Here is a 20,074-nt window from a genome sequence, read left to right on the forward strand (position 1 = left end):
AAAAAGGCATATTAAAAATTCATCACTTATAGTAGTTCACTAAAAATGCAGTCTTTTGAATCAAGTAAACGGATTTACATTTCAATTTCGATCTATATTATTTCTATTATTAGCTTAGCCGTTTACAGCTATTTTCAAGAACGAAGTCACATCTACACTGAGCTTGATTTAAAATTAAAAACAGCCGCACTGACAATATCCTCATTGCTACCAGTTAATTTTCATCAACGCGATATGAGTTACAATGATAATTCAGCGCAATTAAATTTAATCAACCGAAATACTCTCTCTGAATATGTTGAACAGGCAGATATTACTAACTTATATACACTGATACTACGTGATAATAAGATCCTATTTACCTCGTCGAGTGAGACGCCTATTAATGATGATGACTTTGATAAGAGCAGCACAGACTTCCTCACCGTCTATGATGATGCCGACCTTCATCTCTATACTGTTTTTTCAGAGCCTAAACCCTATTTAGTCGAGTACCAAGACAAGTGGGGGCGTTACCGCAGTATTTTTATTCCGCTCCATGCTTCTGATGGTAGCCTTTATATTGCGGCAGCAGACATTACGATTGATACGGTATCATTTGAATTAAACCAGCACTTCAACAAAACCATACTCATTGCAGCTATATTTATGTTCGCACTATTCTTTTTGTTCTTCATGCAAACAATAAGTTATCGCCAACAAGTAAAAAGATTAACGGATAAAGTGGCCAAAAGAACCGCTGAGCTGGTACAAAGTGAAGCAAAATTAAGCTCTATTTTTGAGCACTCTCCTGTAGGTATTTTTCATTACAATAAACAAGGCATATTGCTAAGAACAAACCGCCATTTTGAAGATATTATCGGTGCCAATAAAAATGGTTTAATTGGCTTTAACATGTTGAAAAAGATCAAAAACATCCCTCTAACCCAAGCAATTAAATCGTCACTAAAAGGGCAATTGAGTACCTTTGAAGGTGAGTATGTATCTGTTTCATACAATAAAAAATCCTATCTAGAAGTCGATTTAGTACCTCTCTATTCCAGTTCAGGTGAGATAGATGGTGGAGTTGGTGTGTGTGACGATATAACCTTGCAACAACAAAATACCGCCAATTTGCAAAAGTTATCACGTGTAGTGGAATGTAGCTTAGACGGTATTATGATCACCAATACCCAAGGTATCATTGAATACGTCAACCCACGTTTTACCGAGATAACAGGCTATACATCACCAGAATCCCTTGGAGAAAAAGCCAATTTTTTCCGCTCTAAACAAACCCTAAATACAACTTATAATAAGTTATGGCAAAGTATAATAAACGGTAAAGAGTGGTCAGGTGAATTACAAAATAAGCGTAAAAATGGACATTTATACTGGGCAAAAGTCACGATAATACCAATGACTAATGCCAGTGGCGAAATCACCCACTTCATCGGTATTCAAGTTGATATCACAGAATCAAGAGTCATCTCTAAACAGATAACATACCAAGCAAAACACGATATGCTCACGGGCTTAATCAATCGTTACGAATTTGAACACCAACTCACAGATGCAGTTTGCAGCGCTCAAGGCAGTCGCCTTACCCATGTATTATGCTTCTTAGATTTAGACCAATTCAAAATCATTAATGATACCTGCGGCCATGCTGCGGGTGATGAATTATTACGTCAAATCGGCGGATTAATTAATGACTGTTTAAATCCTAACGATATATTAGCGCGGTTAGGTGGTGATGAATTTGCCATCTTAATGCGCAACTGCCAATTATCAGAAGCAGTTTCTGCTGCCAATGATATATTAGAAAAAATAAAGAAATTCCAATTCATGTGGAAAAAAAGCTGCTTTAGTATTGGCGTCAGTATCGGTGTCGCGGAGATCTGTAATACCTCAGGTAATACCAGTGAAGTCTTGATCCATGCTGATCTTGCTTGTTATGCCGCCAAGGATTTAGGCCGTAATCGAGTGCATACTTACCATGACAATGATGAATTACTGGCCAAGCGCGATGGTGAATTCCGCTGGGTTAATGAAATAAAAGAAGCCCTTAGTGAAGATCGCTTCGAACTCTATGCCCAGCCTATTGTGCCCTTATCAGATCCTGCACATAAGCCAGTTTTTGAAGTACTACTGCGTATGCTAGATAAAAATGGCGAACTGATTGCCCCTGGGGTATTCTTACCAATTGCAGAACGCTATAACTTATCTCAACCGATAGATCGTTGGGTAGTTGACCGTACATTACTGTGGATGCGAATACATCACCAACAACTTGATAGATTTGACCACATTAGCATTAACTTATCGGGGGCTTCATTGGGTGACGAAGAGCTGTTGCAACATATCATGGATACTATAACTCAAGCCAAGGTATCACCCCACCAGATCATGTTTGAAATAACCGAAACCGCCGCCATTAGTAATCTTGCGCATGCCACAGTCTTCATTAACACCTTAACTACCTTTGGTTGCCAATTTGCATTAGATGACTTCGGCAGTGGCTTGTCTTCATTTGCTTATCTCAAGAATCTACCCGTGAATACTCTAAAAATTGATGGCATCTTTGTTAAAGATATTTTAACTAATCCAATTGATGCTGCGATGGTAAAGTCGATTAACGAGATTGGACATTTAATGGAGTTAAAAACTATCGCGGAGTTCGTTGAAAATGATGCCATTAAACAAAAAATAGAAGCGATTGGTATCGACTTCGCACAAGGCTATGGCATAGGAAAACCACAACCCATCGATAATATGCTCAATTCAAATCTATTGTCATAATATTATTTGTTCATCACAACTAAAAATACAATAGCTTCTATATCATTATAAGCCATGACACAAAGTCAGTTATCAAATGCTTATTTATCGCTACGAACCACCTAAACAATCCATTTTTATTACCTAAATACATTCCCGTATCTGATCTTATTTAGCTATTTTTTGATTATTTCATCATCACTCTCTGTTTAGCCAAAGCGGTAATAACGAGGGCTGGATCACACTATTTAACAAGCATCTTAACAAGTGGCAATACTCCTTAAAATATATTTGACAAGTTAAACTATATTTTATAAATTGCAGCCTGAAAAAAGATATATAGTACTAAATAGGTATTTAAATAGAGATGCACATTAACCATTTAAGGTGTGCATCTGTTCACTTTCATAGTGAAGCACGGATGAATTATGACTATAGCTCTTTGCAGGTTTATACCTCTTATAGGAGATATCCATAATGGATACGTTAACAGCAAACATTTCTACTGCAAATACAACAAAAAAAACAAGTTCAACCTGGTCTAAAAGTGACATCGTTTGGGTACTTGGCTTATATGGTACAGCCGTTGGTGCTGGTACTTTATTCTTACCAATTACCGCTGGTGTAGGCGGCCTGATTCCCCTATTGATAATGGCTGTATTAGCATTACCGATGACCTTCTTTGCTCACCGTGGCATGACTCGATTTGTCTTATCAAGCTCAAAGCCTGGTTCAGATATTACTGAAGTAGTTGAAGAACATTTTGGTGTAGGCATGGGTAAACTAATTACCTTACTATATTTCTTCGCTATCTACCCAATTCTGCTTGTTTATAGCGTAGCGCTAACTAATACTGTGCAAGATTTCATGTTAAATCAACTGCATATTACACCACCACCACGTGCGATTTTAGCCCTCGTTCTTATTCTTAGCTTGATTGCTATTGTGCGTCTAGGTGAACAACTTATTATTAAAGCAATGAGTGTCTTAGTATTCCCGTTCGTTGCTGTATTATTAATGCTCGCACTTTACCTAGTTCCTTATTGGAATGGTGCAATCTTCGAACAAGTAATGCCTGCAGAAGGTGGTATGAGTTCAATTATGATGGCTGTTTGGTTGATATTACCAGTGATGGTTTTCTCGTTTAACCACTCACCTGTTATCTCTTCATTTGCTGTCGCAAAGCAAAATGAACATGGTGATGACGCCGAGAAGAAATGCTCACGAATTTTATTATGTGCCCACGTATTGATGGTCGCAACAGTGATGTTCTTCGTATTTAGCTGTGTATTAAGCCTATCACCTGCGAACCTTGCTGAAGCAAAAGAGATGAACGTGTCTATTTTGACTTATTTAGCGAATCACTTTAATACACCTGTAATTGCTTATGCAGCACCTATTGTTGCTATCATTGCCATCACTAAATCATTTTTAGGTCATTACATCGGTGCAAGTGAAGGTCTTAACGGTCTAGTTGTAAAAGCAGCGCGTAGTAAAGGTAAAGAAGTAAGTAAAAAGACATTAAACAGCTTCACCGCTATGTTCATGCTTGTTACTTCATGGGCTGTTGCAACGATTAACCCGAACATCTTAGGCATGATTGAAAGCCTAGGCGGACCAATCATTGCATTACTACTATTTATTATGCCAATGTATGCAATCCATAAAGTACCAGCAATGAAAAAATACTCTGGTGCACTAAGTAATGTATTCGTTACTCTTATTGGTGTGATTTCAATTACCGCTATTTTTTACTCTCTGGTTCAATAAAACCAGCACGTAATCCTCAGTAGATACCAAAAAGACGAGAGCAATCTCGTCTTTTTTTATTGTTATATATTATCAATCACTATTCAAAATATAGACTGAATGACACTCCTATGTTGTCCCAAGTCATCGCCTTATCTTGTTCTTTAACCCACACATAAGACAACCCTACTGCCATAGCTTGATCGATAAAGTATTTACCGCCAACAGTAAAAGACGTTGAATCAAGATAACCATAAGTATATTGGCTATCACTAAAACCATGGTTTACATTAAAATCAGCTTCAAATTGAGGGCTAGAAGACAGTTTCACACCGGCAATCACACTCGGATAAAAATTTGACTCTTCTGGTCGTGCTATATCGTTTTCCGAAGATTTAATTTTACTTTGACTAAGGTTAGCGCCTGCATAAAATTCGGTCATGTGACCAATATTGGTAGACGTCATCAAGCCGGCACCTAATATTTTGGCTTTGGCTTTTACGTTTGGGCTTAACGCAATATCATCAGTGTGGTGGTAAAAACCTGTGATATAAAAATCTTCTGTAATAGCACGTTCAACATTTAGTGCCCAATGCTCCGCGCGATAACTTAACTGCGCGTTATTATGGCTAAAAGGTTCTGCCATTAATGTCGGGGCCACAGTAAGTAACGATAAACTGGCAAGCGTTGAAACTTTCAACATGACTTATTCCTATAAAAAATTAAACTTAAAATTATGTATTTGATTGATAGCTAAAAGTATATCGGCACGCAGCCTAAAAATATAAACATTTTTATAGTTGCTATCGAAATTACCCCTTGAATAACAAGGATTGTAGCTGTGTTAATGAAGTCACTTGATAGCTGGGTTTTATACCTTCAGGTAATTCGGTGTTCTCACTATTAAGCCAACAAGTATCAAAACCTGCATTCATCCCGCCCAAAATATCAGAATGAGGATTATCACCAACCATTAATACTTGTTCACGTTTTGGTTCTCCCATATGGGCTAACGCATGTTCGAATATTCCAATATCAGGTTTCGCAATACCGACTTGTTCTGAAATTACCAATGGTGAAAACACATCTTTTAACCCTGTTTTTTCTAAACGAACACGCTGCAATTCTGTAAAACCATTGGTAATAATACCCATGTTTACTTTGCCTGTTAATGCCGAAATGAGTTCTTGTGCCCCTGGTAGTAAACAGCAAATATCAGCCATGGCAGTCATAAATGCACTATTTAAGGTTTGTGTTGTCACCTTTAATTTTTCCGCCCAAAATTGAAAACGGCGATTTTGTAACTGTGTTGCAGTAATTTTGCCATCTTGATAATCAACCCATAAAGGTAAATTGACGGTTTGATAATGACTAAAATCGTCTCGCTTAAAATCGACATCAAATCGAGAGAACATCAACTGCAAACCTTTAAATGCATCAAAATGAAATAATGTTTCATCGGCATCGAATAAGATCCATTGGTATTTCATGTAAATCACTCCAACGGCTAGCCGCTACAATAAAATAAAAATTAGAGTTAGAATAAAAAAGATAAACTTGCATTGAAAACATCAGGTTATCTTAATCATTAGGGGGGGGAAGTATAATAGCGGAAAAGTGACGTACAACTAAGAAATAACTCAACATTAATAAAAAAAGTAACAATAAACAAAAATAAACTTGCTACTTAGAAAATGCACTGTTACTATCGTTGAAGATTTATTTAATAACAATCCTCGAATTAAAAATCAACGATTAGCCTTACCTAGAAAATTCCGTAAGCCAGATTAAAAAATCCAACATATAAAGCTAAATTATTGAACAACGAAATACAGCAAATGTTGCGTGCTGTAAACACTTCTTATTAAGTCAGCTATTTATAAAAGAATAAAGATAGTGAGATTTCAGAATATTATCGTTATACGGTAATGAAGCTTATTACAAATAATGCGTTAGCTTAAGCTACGCCTATATAGTGAGTTTTATTATGACTATTATTTTTAATGGTACACAGATCCAAGTTAAACAACCGGTACACTCGATTTCAGTTCACAAAAACCGAGTAGCATTTACTGATTCACAAGGTGAGAAAATTGCTCAACTTTCAACAGTAACTGAACGCCGTAACTTTATTGATATGCTAGTAAATAGCTAATTAAATCAATACCAATTCCCGATATTTTTAATATCGGGATATTAACCCCCCTCCTTCATATATCCTTTCGTATTTCTCTTACTAAATCCAATAATAAAACCTAACTATCAGCTTCTTGGCATTATCAATGGCGAATTAAATGATTTGGAATTTTAGACAAAAAAAAGCCAGGCTGTTAACCTGACTTACATATATGGGAAAAGAAGGTCGACTGAAATACATACTTCTATCTTCACAATACTTTTCTTACTTACTTTACTTACTTTCTTCACTTACTAACTTCCTTACTACTTATTCGTACTTGTCATATACGTTGTTCTTCTTCACTTACACTTTTTCACTTACACGTATCTTGCACCTACGTTATTCGTCTTCATTCTCACGTACGTTATTCATTTCTACCTACACGTATCTTTCACCTACGTTATTCATTTTCACGTACCTTTCACGTACGTTATTCATCTTCATCTTCATCTTCATCTTCATCTTCAGTTACACTTACACTTACACGTACGTTATTCACTTACACGTATCTTTCACCTACGTTATTCGTTTTCATTTACACGTATCTTTCACCTACGTTATTCATTTTCACGTATCTGTCACCTACGTTATTCATTTTCACTTGCACGTATCTGTCACATACGTTATTCGTCTTCACTTATACTTTCTTTCTCACTAACACGTATCTGCCATGTACGTTCTTCACTTACATTTTCTTACGTATTACAGAAGGTAGTTGGCATATAATAACCAGTCGACCTAATTACAAATATAGTACACCGTAATTTTTTTGCCCTTAAATTAACTAAAATAAATGATATAAAGTTAAATAAATGCTTATATTCACAATAATCAACACCCTTATCATTTCAACTTTGACACATTAAACATTTGATACTATTCTAAATTATTTGATTTGATGAGCATCCTATAATAAACATCAAACAAACCTAAATGGATTAAGGGGTATGCATGCTTGGAGCGAACTTTTCGAAAAACCCATTGGCTCAGCTTGGCCACGCAGTTATCTCTTTACTCCAAGGCTTTGGTAAAGCAGCGCTGTTTCTTTTACATAGCGTGATACACATGTTTTCTCGCCCTTGGCAATGGCGTAGAGTGATTGAACAACTTTATTTTATTGGCGCTAAATCTATTGTTGTTATTTGTATCACAGGGTTATTTACCGGTATGGTGCTTGGATTACAAGGTTATTACACCCTCTCAAAATTTGGCTCAACGGGCTTACTTGGCTCAGCAGTCGCACTTACCCTTATTCGTGAGTTAGGTCCTGTATTAACCGCGATCATGATCATCGGTAGAGCTGGTTCCGCAATGACCGCTGAAATAGGTATTATGCGTATTTCAGAACAAATTGATGCACTCAAAACTATGACCATAGACCCAATCCGATTTCTGGTCAGCCCGCGAATTATTGCCGCACTGATTAGCTTCCCACTATTAACTGCAATCTTCGATACTGTTGGTATTTTCGGTGGTTACCTGACAGGTTCTCAACTATTAGGCATTAATCCCGCGACTTATTTCTACCGTGTAGAAAATAGTGTCATCATGGCCGATGTGGCCGAAGGTTTCATTAAATCCATATTTTTTGCCATTACAGTCATTACCGTCTGCTGCTATCAAGGTTATTACACACATACTCGTCGTGATAACTTTGGTGCTAAAGGCGTTGGCCTATCAACAACAACAGCCGTTGTACAAGCCAGTATTTTGGTACTTGTTATTGATTATATTTTAACGTCGTTTTTATTATAGGAATGCTATGGATATGCCACTGATTCAGTTTTGCAATGTCACTAAAACATTCGACACAAAAACAGTCTTGAATAAGGTAAACCTCAGTATTTTTAAAGGGGAAATAACGACGATCATAGGTAAGAGTGGTGAAGGTAAAAGCGTATTACTCAAACATATTATCGGCTTACTCAAACCGAATTCAGGCTCTATTCTTTTTTCAGGGAAAGCCTTTCTAGACCATTCAGCATCCGAGCAACTTAGCTTAAAGAAGAAATTTAGCTATATGTTTCAAGACTCCGCATTATTTGATTCGATGACGGTATATGAAAATATTGCGCTACCATTACAAGAAGCAAGTAAGCTAAACAAAGCCGAGATACAACAACGCGTTGAAATGCGGATGACACAACTCGATATCATGGGCACAGAACAACAATATCCAGGGCAACTGTCTGGCGGTATGCGAAAAAGAGTCGCCCTTGCACGCGCGCTGGTTACTGAGCCTGAAATAATTTTATTTGACGAGCCAACAACAGGGCTCGATCCAATACGTAAAAAAGCCGTTCATAAAATGATCGCAGACTATCAACGTAAACTTGGTTTTACTGGGATAATCGTCAGCCATGAGATCCCAGAGATATTTAGCATTTCCCAACGCGTTGCATTACTTGATAAAGGCGGCATTATTTTTCAAGGTACTCCTGAACAACTAGACAATGATGACAATCCCGTTATTTCAACATTCATCCACGGTCATGAGTCAGCATTACTCAATATCGATTAAAATAATAAATTGGAGCTATTATGAAAAAATCATCCATTGAAACTTCTGTCGGTATATTTGTACTGATCGGTATACTCTGTGTTGGATACCTAACGCTTAAGCTAGGTAAAATGGAGTTACTCGGCGATAACTATTATAGCGTTTATGCTGATTTCAGTTCTGCTACTGGCCTAAAAGGTGGTGCGAATGTGGAAATGGCAGGCGTGAGAATCGGTCAAATTGAAAATATTGTCCTATTACCCAATATTAAAATCGCCCGTGTAAAACTAAAAATTGAAAAAAATATAAACCTTTCTGTCGATGTGATTGCATCCGTTAAAACAGCAGGGTTACTCGGAGATAGATATCTGGCGCTGACTCCTGGTGGTAGTGATGAAATTCTAGAAGCTGGTGATAGTATTGAAGAAACAGAATCCGCATTAGATATTGAAGATCTCATCAGTAAATATGTCTTTAGTGGTGAAGGTGAATAACCACATCGTCAGCATTACCATGTATTCGAACCTTGTATAATGAGGCACCTATGAAAAAAATGATCACTTTATGCATTTCAACCTTCTTGCTATTTTCGGCAACGGTTAATGCCAATGCCAATAACATTAATCAAGCGACGGCATTAATTGACCATGCGATGCAACAATCTTTAAGCATCATTAATGATCCACAACTGACAACTCAGGTTAAACGAGATCAACTTTGGCCGATTGTAACTACCTATTTTGATTTTACTTTAATTTCAGAGTTAACACTGGGTAAATTTGCAGCCAGTTCGAACAGTCCACTGGGGGATTACAGCGATCACCGCTTTAACACACAGCAGCAAGCTGCCTTTACCGATGCGTTTACCATCCATCTTGGTAACCTATATCTAGACCGACTCAATAACGATAGTCAATTCTCGGTCTTATTAACGAAATCTTCAGCAATGAAGCCAATACGTAAAATGCAACGTGCTCGTGTTAACAGCTTAATTAACAAAAAAACCGCCATTGATTACTCACTGCGACTCAAAGATGATGAATGGCGGATCTATGACGTAAAAGTTGAAGGCAGAAGCCTTGTTAGTTCATTTCGTAAAGAATATTCGGCTCTGTTATTAAAAAATACACCGGATGAATTGTTAATATTACTTAATGACAAAAATCGAGCTCATGCGGAAAACAATGCACAAGAGTAATAAATCAATTGTTGTAGCTAAAGTTACCATATCACTGCTAATTTTGGTGATGAACGGTAGTGTCAATTCCAAAGAGAGTACTGAGCCAGCGTCAATTTCGCCAATCAACGCCCCTGAATCCGAATTTATTGAGGATGATGGCTTGTTTGATGATGATGGGCAACTTGAAGATGATGGACTGTTTACAGATGATGATGGCGATGACGATGATTTATTCAGTGATGACAGTCCTCTGGACGTCACCGAACAGATTGAGATATCAGATCCTTTTTATTACTTCAATAAAGCCATGTTTCATGTCAATGATAAGCTCTACTTTTGGGTATTACGTCCAACAGCATTGGGTTATAAAGCCGTTACACCGCAGTTTTTTCGTGTTGGGGTCGCCAATTTTTTTCGAAATATAACCATGCCAGTCCGCTTTACCAGTAGTTTACTGCAAGGTGATCTTGAATCAACAGGCACAGAGTTAGGCCGTTTTACAATAAATTCGACAATTGGCATATTAGGTATCATGGATCCAGCGGCTCATTATTTAGATTGGCAACCAAACAACCAAGATATGGGACTAACATTAGGTAAATACGGTATTGGTAATGGTCCTTATATTGTTTGGCCTGTATTTGGTCCATCAACCTTAAGAGATACGGTAGGACGAAGTGCAGATTATTTTATTAGTCCATTAACTTATTTACAGCCCGATAGACTATCGATTACAGTGCAAGCCGTTGAGAAAGTAAACGAAACTTATTTTAGTTTGGGTGATTACGAAGCCTTTAAACAAGCTTACATCGATCCTTACGAACGTATGAAAGAGTTTTATATTGAGTATCGTGCAGATAGAATTGCTGAGGAATAGAATGAGCAATAAAAACGAGGCTAATACGCCTCGTTTTATTTTATTTAAACGTTGATAGAGTCATCAACTCAGTGATTGTATATTCGTTAATTACTTGGCTAATCGCTTCTGCCATTTCGCTTTTGCAATCTTACGCATGTCGACATTGGTATCACTTTCGTCGACAATTTCACGCCCAAGAATGGTTTCTAAAATATCTTCCATCGTAACAATACCTAACCAAGTCCCCAATTCATCGTGAATACTGGCGAGGTGATTTCGAGAACGTAGCATATCATTAAATACATGCTCAGCATTCTGCGTGGGTAAATATACTTCGAGTGGTTTAGCTAAAGTCAGCAGTTTGGTGTCACTGTCATGATGTAAAATATCTGATTTATGCACATAACCAAAGAATTCATCATCACTCAATAGCGGTAAACGGCTAAACGGTATATTGGTAATTAAGGCTTCAAAATCACGTACATTCATATTGGCATCAACACATGAGACGACACCACGTGGCGTCATAATATCTTTCACTTTAATGTTGTGAAGATCCAAAATATTACGAATAACACGACTTTCATCGTCATCAATATCATTGGTGTCTTTTGCGACATGCGCCATCGCTATAATTTCTTCTCGCATATCAATGTTATGGCTATGACCTTGGCCAATACGACGGGTGATTTGCTCTGACATAAAGATGAAAGGTTTTAAGCAGAAAATCATGGTATTCAAAATAGTGACACTTGATGGTGCCAGTTGTCGCCAATAAGTCGCACCCATTGTTTTAGGGATAATTTCCGAAAGCACTAAAATTAATATCGTCATGACAGCAGATGCAATACCTAAATAGGCACTACCATACATTGCCGTTACTTGCGCACCTACACCAGCAGCACCTGCAGTATGGGCCACCGTATTAAGTGTTAATATAGCAGCTAAGGGACGATCGAGATTGTCTTTTAACTTAGCTAATTTTGTTGCAAGTTTAGGATCTTCACGTTGCATTTTAGCGATATAGCTTGGTGTCATACTTAGCAGTGAAGCTTCTAAGATTGAACAAACAAACGAAATCACAATCGAAATTACAGCGTAAATTATTAACAGTGTCATTATTACCTTCTATAAGAATATTTATGAAGCTAATAATTATCATAAAGCGATAATTATAGCAAAATAATACCATGTAATTTAGCGTAAATATTTCTCAATCAGGATTAATACCTTTCAACTTCAACGACTTGAAACAAATAAACTCTTAAATATTCAATTCGAGATAACAAGTCATTCACTTCTGTACGCCCTATATCCGCCCCTTGCATGTTTTCAATCGCCTTACTATTATAATCAAGTTCATCATCATTCAAGCAATCATCGCGAATAAGTTGCCATAGTTCTTTTACCCTCGTAAACTTACTCCCTAACTCTTCAACATCATTACTCAGTTTATCTAACTCTGCGATCACGTATGTGGCTTGCAAATATGGTTGCGTTTCACCACTTACCTGTCTGGCGTTGTTCTGATTTAACAAGCCATTATAGCGGTCAATATGATCATTGAGTACGTCGATATTGTGGGTATAAAATTGATAAGCATCATGCCAGTTTTTACCACTACAATAACTGGCTTGTGCCGTCGAGGTCAGTAGCAATAAAATTATTAGAAAACTATATTTCATCATCAACTCCACAATCATCACTCACAAGAAAACTAACGCGATTAAAAGTGCAGACAAATTGTACTCTTCGCCACATTTCTTCTTTTCCCTGATATAATTAATCTATGTTATGAAATATCCGTAATTCCTTAAAGGGTTAAAATGAAAAAAACGTTTGTATTGAACCACCCAAAAATCGTTCCAGCTCGCCAAGTTGAAGCTATCAAAAGCGAAATCAGAAAATACATCAAAAGAGAGCGTAAAAAAACGCTACCGAAAGGCGTAGATTACTGGGACTTTGATTGTAAGTATGGCTTAACAGAACAAGAAGCGCAGGTTATTCACCTATCAGAAATCAATAAATCTATTGATAGCGGAGACCTAAGCAAAGACGCATCTTTCTATATCGAAATTCTGGTAAAAGATGGTATTCGCGTAATCAATGAAGAAGACGAAGATTTAGATTACGGCGAAGAATAATATTCAGCAGGGAGTATCAATACTCCCTGTTATCAACTCAACGTCGCATTCCCGTCCACCCATTCCTACAATTTAAGTGTCCGCAAATACATTTACTGCATATGATGATTTTTTCCTGACCTAGAAAATAGTGTTTATATTTACTCTGCGTAATGCAAAACTACTGTTTACCTACGTTACCTGATAACATGGCGCCCTAAGCCATGCAGGCAACTGCAAACATGTTGAAAAAAATAAATGAAGTTACATAAGATTGACGCAGTAGACTGGTTAAAAGCCCTCCCGAATGAAAGTGTTGATCTCGTCATCACAGATCCACCTTATGAGTCCTTAGAAAAACACCGAAAAATAGGCACTACAACTCGCTTAAAAAACAGCGCAGGTTCGAGTAACCAATGGTTTGATATTTTTCCTAATAGTGATTTTCCTGCGTTAATTGAGCAAATTTATCGAGTACTGAAAAAAAATAGTCACTTCTATTTATTTTGCGATCAAGAAACCATGTTTGTCATTAAACCCATTGCCGAAGAGCTCGGGTTTAAATTTTGGAAACCAATAGTCTGGGATAAATGTGCCATTGGTATGGGTTATCATTATCGCGCACGTTATGAATTCATTTTATTTTTCGAAAAAGGTAAGCGTAAATTACAAGATTTAGGCATGCCTGATGTCTTACAAGAAAAACGGGTTTGGCGCGGTTATCCAACCGAGAAGCCAGTGCCACTGATTGAAAAACTAATCAGCCAAAGTTCAAGCATTGGTGACTTGGTTATTGATCCCTTCTTCGGTTCCGGCGCGACTTTAGTTGCTGCTGCTAACCTAGGTAGACAATCTGAAGGCGCAGATATAGCCCCTTCAGCACATGAGTTTGTAAAAAACCGCATTAAACCGGTAGCAAAGGCATAATAATGACTATTGAAATAACTAATCTACCCGTTGCGGAAATCACCTGCTCTAACTGTGAAGCATGTTGCTGTCGCCTAGAGGTAATGCTACTAACAGAAACGGGGGTACCTAAGCGTTATATTACCACTGATGATTGGGGTGGCCAGGTAATGGCTCAGGGTCATGATGGCTGGTGTGCCGCGCTCGATAGAGACACGTTAATGTGCACTATCTATGAAAACAGACCTTGGGTATGTCGCATATTTGAAATGGCATCATACGAGTGTATTGAAGAACGTAAAGAACATATGTAACCAATTCACGAAATAATAACCAAGTCAGCACTGCTGTTAGCACTATCGATGGGTATACCAATTACCCATTGACCATGCTTTTATGAATAAATCCGCCACTATTCCTTGATATAGAACAAATAAAATTATAAATGTACTCCCCCTGTACAAAATTAGTTAGTATTTACTAAAAACTGGTCTTACATCACTCCTATTTATCCTATTCTTTTAACTTATTCACAACATGACCCTTTTTTTATTTATATCACTATCTATATTTTTCAATTTGGCGGATTATAATTAGACAAGCTGTCACAAACTTAATTTCTTCATCTGTCATAGAGTTACGTATTTTTACAGGGATGAGTGAGTATCGCTAATAAAATATGTTGAGGGTTAAAAAATGGACTTATTTAACGAATCAAATGCATTAGATTTATACATGCAACAAGTAAATAAAAGCAGTGTCTTACTTACCAAAGAAGAAGAGTATGATACTGCTATAGCGGCTCACGAAGGTAACGAAAAAGCACGACAACGTATGATCCAATCTAACTTACGCCTTGTCATCAATATTGCTAAACGTTATCAACATACATCTCTGTCTTTGGTTGATATTATTCAAGAAGGTAATACAGGATTAATCCATGCCGTCGAAAAATTCGATGCCACCAAAGGTTTTCGTTTTTCTACGTACGCAGTATGGTGGATTAAAAATAATATCGAACGCTTCATCATGAATCAGTCTCGCACCATTCGAGTACCCATTCATGTCGGTAAAACCTATAAACGTATCTTAAAGAATGCCCGTGAAGAATCATTTGATCTTAAATGTAACATTGATTTACAAAAAATAGCGGTTAACCTAGAGCTCGAGTTTGATGATGTCGTTGACGTACTCTCTTATTATTTCACTGAAGCGAGTTTAGATAAAACCATTGCAACTAAGAATGACTCAAGTACCGCGCTGGTTGACTTAATTGAAGATAGCTCGATTTGTAAACCTAATGATGAAATAGAAAATATCGATACCTCTAGCTACCTAGCTGAAGTACTAAGTCACCTATGTAACCGTGATAGAGAAATTATCGAACTTCGATTTGGCTTAGGCAGGGAAGAACCACAAACACTACACGCCATTGGTGAACGCCTGTTTATGTCTCGAGAACGGGTACGCCAAATCATTACCGCAAGTTTACAAAAAATTAAACCCGAGTTATTAGTAAACAGCGTTAGTCAGCAAGACTACCTAAACTAAGCCAGTTAAATTGTTAATTGTATTAGTCTTTAAAACGGCTAATACAATTCCTTATTACTGATATCTGCATTATACAATTCAACATAAACTCCTACATAAATACACAGCCACTTTCAATAGTCCTGGACTATCAAAGTAAAACAAAAAGCCGAGTTACACTATCGATAATAATCAGGTAAATTGTCTCTTCGTTAATGCCGGAGGATATATGAGCCAACTAAACAGTAATACCTTAACCAATATCGCAAGTTGTTCAGCAACCACGCCTATCAAAGACACGGCACTGGTCGTTGAGGGCGGCGGACAACGCGGTATTTTTACCGCAGGTATTTTAGACAGTTGGCTAGCCCAAGACTTTAACCCTTTTGCGTTACTCATCGGTACCTCAGCGGGTGCACAAAACTTATCCAGTTACATGACCAGACAATCCGGCCATGCTAAACGATCTATCATGCAGTTATCAAAACATCCCGAATTCTTTAATATGAAGCGCCCGCTTTCTGGGCGTAATACCGTGGATCTTGATTGGTATTTTGATAGGGTTAATGATCCTGAATACCAACTCAATATGAACTGTGCCCAAGCCCAATTGAAAAATCGTCAGTTACTCTTTTCGGCCACCAACATAAATGGATTCTGCCCGACCTTTCTTGAACCAACCGCAGATAATTGGCTTACCATGCTCAAAGCATCCAGTGCATTACCTTATTTATATAAGAAAGGGGTCGCGATTGGTGATGGTCATTACGTTGATGGCGGAGTGGCATTACCCATCCCAATTCAAGAAGCTTATCATCGTGGTGCTAAAAAGATCATTGTACTGCGGACTGTGCCTGCGCACCAGAATGTGCGTTCCCCTTGGGCCCATAAACTAAAGTCTTGGGTATGTAGTTCACAGCGCTGCCCAAAAGTATTAGATATAATTACTGGCCACGAGAATTCTTATAATGATGCGATAGACTTTATCCATACACCGCCAGAAGACGCTCACATAATTGAAATTGCCCCTCCACAATCGTTAGCAAGTCGCATTCTTGGTAGCAGTGATGAAGCATTAACAGCCGATTATAAAATGGGCTATGAAATGGGCACATTATTTTTAGCTAGCCAGCGTGCAGCGTTATTTAAAGACAATTAATCACCATAACGGTAAATATCCAAATCACGACTATCAATATCAGGGGTAACGCCACTGACAATATCAGCAAGATAACGCGCCGAGCCACATGCCATAGTCCAACCCAATGTACCATGACCACAATTGGTAAATAGATTCGCCACCGGCGTCTTACCAATAATCGGGGTGCCATCAGGGGTCATTGGTCGCAGTCCAGTCCAGAACTCAACTTTACTCATGTCACCCGCATTCGGAAACAAGTCATTAATCACCATCGCGATGGTATCTCGTCGTGATGCGGCCAAATCTAAATTATAACCGGCTAACTCAGCCGTGCCAGCAACGCGGATCCGCTGGTCAAAACGCGTCATCGCCACTTTGTAAGTTTCATCCATGACGGTTGATACTGGCGCTTGAGAGGCATCCACAATAGGTACAGTCAACGAATAACCTTTGACCGGATAAATAGGCATCGCCAGACCGAAAGGCGACAAAATTGGCGCTAATAATGCCGCTGAATAACACCCCATCGCCACCACGTATGCATCTGCAGTGAGTTTTCCGGCACTGGTAGCTACCGAGTGAATTTTACCGTCGCCGTGATTGAGTTTATCAATCGTCACACCAAATTTAAATTTAACTCCCGCAGCTTGGGCTAATGCGGTTAACTGCTGGCAGAACTGGTAACAATCACCAGTCTCATCCTCTGGTAAGCGTAGTCCACCGACAATTTTATCCTTCACACCGGCTAATCCGGGTTCTACAGCAATACAAGCAGCAACATCGAGTTCTTCATATAGCGTGCCACTATCAGCCAATATTTTTATGTCTTTGGCTATCGCTGATAGCTGTTCTTCATGACGAAATAGCTGCAAAGTCCCCTTTTGCCGACCTTCATACTGAATATCTTGCTGCTGACGTAATTCAATCAGACAATCACGACTATAGTTAGCAATGCGTAACATTCGGGCTTTATTTATTTGGTAACTATACTGATTACAGTTAGCCAGCATTTTTGCTGCCCATAAATACAAATCCGGTGATAACCCAGGCTTAATTTTTAATGGGGCGTGTTTTTGCGCCAACCATTTAATCGCTTTAACGGGGATCCCTGGTGCAGCCCAAGGAGAAGAATAACCGTAAGATATCTGTCCTGCATTGGCAAAACTGGTTTCCTCAGCGCCTCTCGGCTGACGATCGATAACAGTAACCTCATGCCCAGCCTGCACCAGATACCACGCGGACGTTAGCCCAATAACTCCGCCACCTAATACGATTACTTCCATTTGCTACCAGCTATTATCAGTGAATAAGCTGCTCAGTATAGGATGTTACATTTACTTAACAATCTATAAGTATTAACATTAGCCTTTAGATAAACTAAACTCAGAATAGGCTATGAGGTTTTTTATGATAAAAATTAACGATAATATATTATCCGGCCTAGCCACATTTTCAACGACAGCCAGCTGTGATAGCTTCACTCAAGCCGCTGAAAAATTGCATCTCACCACGGGAGCGATTAGCCAGCAAATAAAACAGTTGGAACAAAACCTCCAGTTAACCCTGTTTCAACGCCATTCTCGTGGTATCCGTTTAACCCCTGTCGGACAGCAACTACAGCAAGTCGTCGCACAAAGTCTCACCGCGATTGGCGATGTCATTAGCCAGTTACAACAAGTTAACCGTGATGCCGGAGAGGTACACCTTAAACTCACCCCCTCTTTTGCCTATAAATGGTTGGTTCCTCGCTTGCAAGATTTCTATCAGCAATATCCTGATATTAAGATCCATACCTTTGCCGAAGGCGCATTGCTGGATCACACAGATAGCAATTTTGATCTTGCTATAGATTACGGTCAAAGTCCCTATCACCCGAGTGATAAAAAAATTAACGCTGAATTGTTATTAGCAGAACAGTTATTACCGGTGATGAGTCCGCAATACATGGCCAAGTTTGACTGGAGTATGGCGAAGAAGACGACCAATATGCAAAGTATGACGCTCTTACATGATGCGATGCCTTGGCAGCAAGCCGATAAAGATATGGAATGGCAATTTTGGTTACAACAAATGTCACGCTCCACAACCAACAACAATGGGGTGAGTAGCCAGAGTGAAAGCTGTGTACTCAGTGAACACGGCCATTATTTTAATCGTACCGACATGGCAATTGCAGCCGCCGCTGCCGGATTAGGTGTTGCATTAGCCCGTTGCGCGCTACTCAATCATGGTTTAACCACTGCAGGACTAGCCAAAGAAGGTTTAGTCTCCCCCTTCAGCCCAATAGATGCTCACGCCGGTTATTACTTGATCCAACATCATCACTCACCTGCGATTGAGTGTTTTAAAGTGTGGTTAAAACAACAAGTCTCGCTCTCGCAACTCTGCAATAAAGACACGCAAAAATAATTACCAGTAGTTTTCAGAGCTAAAGTGGCCAGCACTACGACGTAAGTGTTTTTGATAACCGAGCTGATGTAGCACCTCACAAGTATCCTTAACCATACTCGGGTTGCCACACAAATAGAAAAAGCTACTCTTAGGGCTTAATGCAATACCCGCTGCTGTCACTAATTCACCCGTCTGCAATAATCCAGGGATCCGACCTCGTAATGTATTTTTTCTATATTCTCGCGACACAATTGGCACATAATGAAACTTACCTTGATACCTTTCTTCAAGTTGCTGAATTTTTTCCTGATAAACTAACTCGGCCGACGTTCTTACCGCATGCACCAATACTAGGTTATCAAAACGCTGCTGGGTAGCCACTTCATCAAGTAGCGATAGAAAAGGACCAATCGCTGTCCCTGTTGATAATAACCACAGATCTTTTGTATAACGCGGGATCTCATCCAACGTCATAAAACCGCTAGCATCTCTACCCACATATACTTCATCTCCGACTTGTAACCGCTCTAATCGTGAAGACAGTTTGCCATCAGGAACAGTAATAATTAGAAACTCCATCACCTGTGGACCCAACGCATGATTCGGCGAGTTAACAAATGAGTACGCCCGACGAACCCACTCACCAGCATCATCACATAATGCCAACTTGGTAAACTGCCCCGCGCTATAACGAGAAATTTCGGCGGTGATCTGCAAACTGAATTCGCTATCAGTCCAGTTAATACGTCCTGTCAC

20 protein-coding genes are annotated in these 20,074 nt (G+C 38.7%); 14 read left to right on the plus strand and 6 right to left on the minus strand.

Features of this window, described 5'->3' with window-relative positions:
• The first annotated feature begins 45 nt into the window (after nucleotides 1–45).
• Nucleotides 46–2,781, plus strand: a complete 2,736-nt coding sequence (locus QNK26_RS01885; RefSeq protein ID WP_319220565.1) for an EAL domain-containing protein — start codon at nucleotides 46–48, stop codon at nucleotides 2,779–2,781.
• Between the two features lie 456 nt (nucleotides 2,782–3,237).
• A complete protein-coding gene (locus tag QNK26_RS01890) occupies nucleotides 3,238–4,530 on the plus strand; it encodes a serine/threonine transporter (protein ID WP_319220566.1) in 1,293 nt (430 codons plus the stop codon).
• A 79-nt stretch (nucleotides 4,531–4,609) separates the two neighbouring features.
• Here the strand turns inward: QNK26_RS01890 and QNK26_RS01895 are convergent, their stop codons facing one another.
• Both QNK26_RS01895 and yjjG read right to left on the minus strand, forming a co-directional pair.
• Nucleotides 4,610–5,212, minus strand: a complete 603-nt coding sequence (locus QNK26_RS01895; protein ID WP_319220567.1) for a hypothetical protein — start codon at nucleotides 5,210–5,212, stop codon at nucleotides 4,610–4,612.
• 109 nt (nucleotides 5,213–5,321) lie between these two features.
• The gene (yjjG, locus tag QNK26_RS01900; protein WP_319220568.1) at nucleotides 5,322–5,999 is read right to left on the minus strand and encodes a pyrimidine 5'-nucleotidase; all 678 of its coding nucleotides are present in this window, start codon (nucleotides 5,997–5,999) and stop codon (nucleotides 5,322–5,324) included.
• A 497-nt stretch (nucleotides 6,000–6,496) separates the two neighbouring features.
• Between yjjG and QNK26_RS01905 the strand changes: the two genes are divergently transcribed.
• The 6 genes from QNK26_RS01905 (at nucleotide 6,497) to QNK26_RS01930 (ending at nucleotide 11,245) form a co-directional block, all read left to right on the plus strand.
• Nucleotides 6,497–6,664, plus strand: coding sequence for a hypothetical protein (locus tag QNK26_RS01905; protein ID WP_319220569.1), 168 nt, complete (start codon nucleotides 6,497–6,499; stop codon nucleotides 6,662–6,664).
• 975 nt (nucleotides 6,665–7,639) lie between these two features.
• On the plus strand, nucleotides 7,640–8,443 hold the full coding sequence (locus QNK26_RS01910; protein WP_319220570.1) for an MlaE family lipid ABC transporter permease subunit: 804 nt from the start codon (nucleotides 7,640–7,642) through the stop codon (nucleotides 8,441–8,443).
• Between the two features lie 7 nt (nucleotides 8,444–8,450).
• Nucleotides 8,451–9,209, plus strand: a complete 759-nt coding sequence (locus QNK26_RS01915; RefSeq protein ID WP_319220571.1) for an ABC transporter ATP-binding protein — start codon at nucleotides 8,451–8,453, stop codon at nucleotides 9,207–9,209.
• Nucleotides 9,210–9,229: 20 nt separating this feature from the next.
• Nucleotides 9,230–9,682: an outer membrane lipid asymmetry maintenance protein MlaD gene (gene mlaD, locus QNK26_RS01920; protein ID WP_319220572.1), complete on the plus strand. Its 453-nt coding sequence runs from the start codon at nucleotides 9,230–9,232 to the stop codon at nucleotides 9,680–9,682.
• Nucleotides 9,683–9,732: 50 nt separating this feature from the next.
• Nucleotides 9,733–10,386 (plus strand): ABC transporter substrate-binding protein, encoded by a 654-nt coding sequence (locus tag QNK26_RS01925; RefSeq protein ID WP_319220573.1) that lies wholly within the window; start codon nucleotides 9,733–9,735, stop codon nucleotides 10,384–10,386.
• Nucleotides 10,373–11,245 (plus strand): VacJ family lipoprotein, encoded by an 873-nt coding sequence (locus QNK26_RS01930; RefSeq protein WP_319220574.1) that lies wholly within the window; start codon nucleotides 10,373–10,375, stop codon nucleotides 11,243–11,245. Before QNK26_RS01925 ends, QNK26_RS01930 begins: the two co-directional genes overlap by 14 nt.
• 90 nt (nucleotides 11,246–11,335) lie before the next feature.
• Here the strand turns inward: QNK26_RS01930 and QNK26_RS01935 are convergent, their stop codons facing one another.
• Together QNK26_RS01935 and QNK26_RS01940 are read right to left on the minus strand one after the other, a co-directional pair.
• Nucleotides 11,336–12,346, minus strand: a complete 1,011-nt coding sequence (locus QNK26_RS01935) for a CNNM domain-containing protein (RefSeq protein WP_319220575.1) — start codon at nucleotides 12,344–12,346, stop codon at nucleotides 11,336–11,338.
• Nucleotides 12,347–12,450: 104 nt separating this feature from the next.
• A complete protein-coding gene (locus tag QNK26_RS01940) occupies nucleotides 12,451–12,915 on the minus strand; it encodes a hypothetical protein (RefSeq protein WP_319220576.1) in 465 nt (154 codons plus the stop codon).
• A 138-nt stretch (nucleotides 12,916–13,053) separates the two neighbouring features.
• On the opposite strand from QNK26_RS01940, the gene QNK26_RS01945 reads away from it, so the two are divergent.
• The 5 genes from QNK26_RS01945 (at nucleotide 13,054) to QNK26_RS01965 (ending at nucleotide 16,945) form a co-directional block, all read left to right on the plus strand.
• The gene (locus QNK26_RS01945) at nucleotides 13,054–13,371 is read left to right on the plus strand and encodes a DUF6172 family protein (protein WP_319220577.1); all 318 of its coding nucleotides are present in this window, start codon (nucleotides 13,054–13,056) and stop codon (nucleotides 13,369–13,371) included.
• 237 nt (nucleotides 13,372–13,608) lie between these two features.
• Nucleotides 13,609–14,277: a site-specific DNA-methyltransferase gene (locus tag QNK26_RS01950; protein ID WP_319220578.1), complete on the plus strand. Its 669-nt coding sequence runs from the start codon at nucleotides 13,609–13,611 to the stop codon at nucleotides 14,275–14,277.
• Nucleotides 14,278–14,279: 2 nt separating this feature from the next.
• Nucleotides 14,280–14,570: a YkgJ family cysteine cluster protein gene (locus QNK26_RS01955; RefSeq protein ID WP_319220579.1), complete on the plus strand. Its 291-nt coding sequence runs from the start codon at nucleotides 14,280–14,282 to the stop codon at nucleotides 14,568–14,570.
• Nucleotides 14,571–14,952: 382 nt separating this feature from the next.
• A complete protein-coding gene (locus tag QNK26_RS01960) occupies nucleotides 14,953–15,807 on the plus strand; it encodes an RNA polymerase sigma factor RpoD/SigA (protein ID WP_319220580.1) in 855 nt (284 codons plus the stop codon).
• A gap of 208 nt (nucleotides 15,808–16,015) precedes the next feature.
• The gene (locus QNK26_RS01965) at nucleotides 16,016–16,945 is read left to right on the plus strand and encodes a patatin family protein (RefSeq protein WP_319220581.1); all 930 of its coding nucleotides are present in this window, start codon (nucleotides 16,016–16,018) and stop codon (nucleotides 16,943–16,945) included.
• Here QNK26_RS01965 and QNK26_RS01970 read toward each other — a convergent pair.
• Entirely contained in the window at nucleotides 16,942–18,210 is a 1,269-nt protein-coding gene (locus tag QNK26_RS01970) for a D-amino acid dehydrogenase (RefSeq protein WP_319220582.1), read from the minus strand. The two genes, QNK26_RS01965 and QNK26_RS01970, sit on opposite strands and share 4 nt — an antisense overlap.
• Nucleotides 18,211–18,334: 124 nt before the next feature.
• On the opposite strand from QNK26_RS01970, the gene QNK26_RS01975 reads away from it, so the two are divergent.
• Nucleotides 18,335–19,336, plus strand: coding sequence for a LysR substrate-binding domain-containing protein (locus QNK26_RS01975; protein ID WP_319220583.1), 1,002 nt, complete (start codon nucleotides 18,335–18,337; stop codon nucleotides 19,334–19,336).
• On the opposite strand, the gene QNK26_RS01980 is transcribed toward QNK26_RS01975, so the two are convergent.
• Nucleotides 19,337–20,074: ferredoxin--NADP reductase (locus tag QNK26_RS01980; RefSeq protein WP_319220584.1), on the minus strand; the 738-nt coding region annotated here is incomplete at its 5' end. It lies immediately after the preceding gene.

It is taken from the genome of Moritella sp., from assembly GCF_033791185.1.
Classification (GTDB): domain Bacteria; phylum Pseudomonadota; class Gammaproteobacteria; order Enterobacterales; family Moritellaceae; genus Moritella.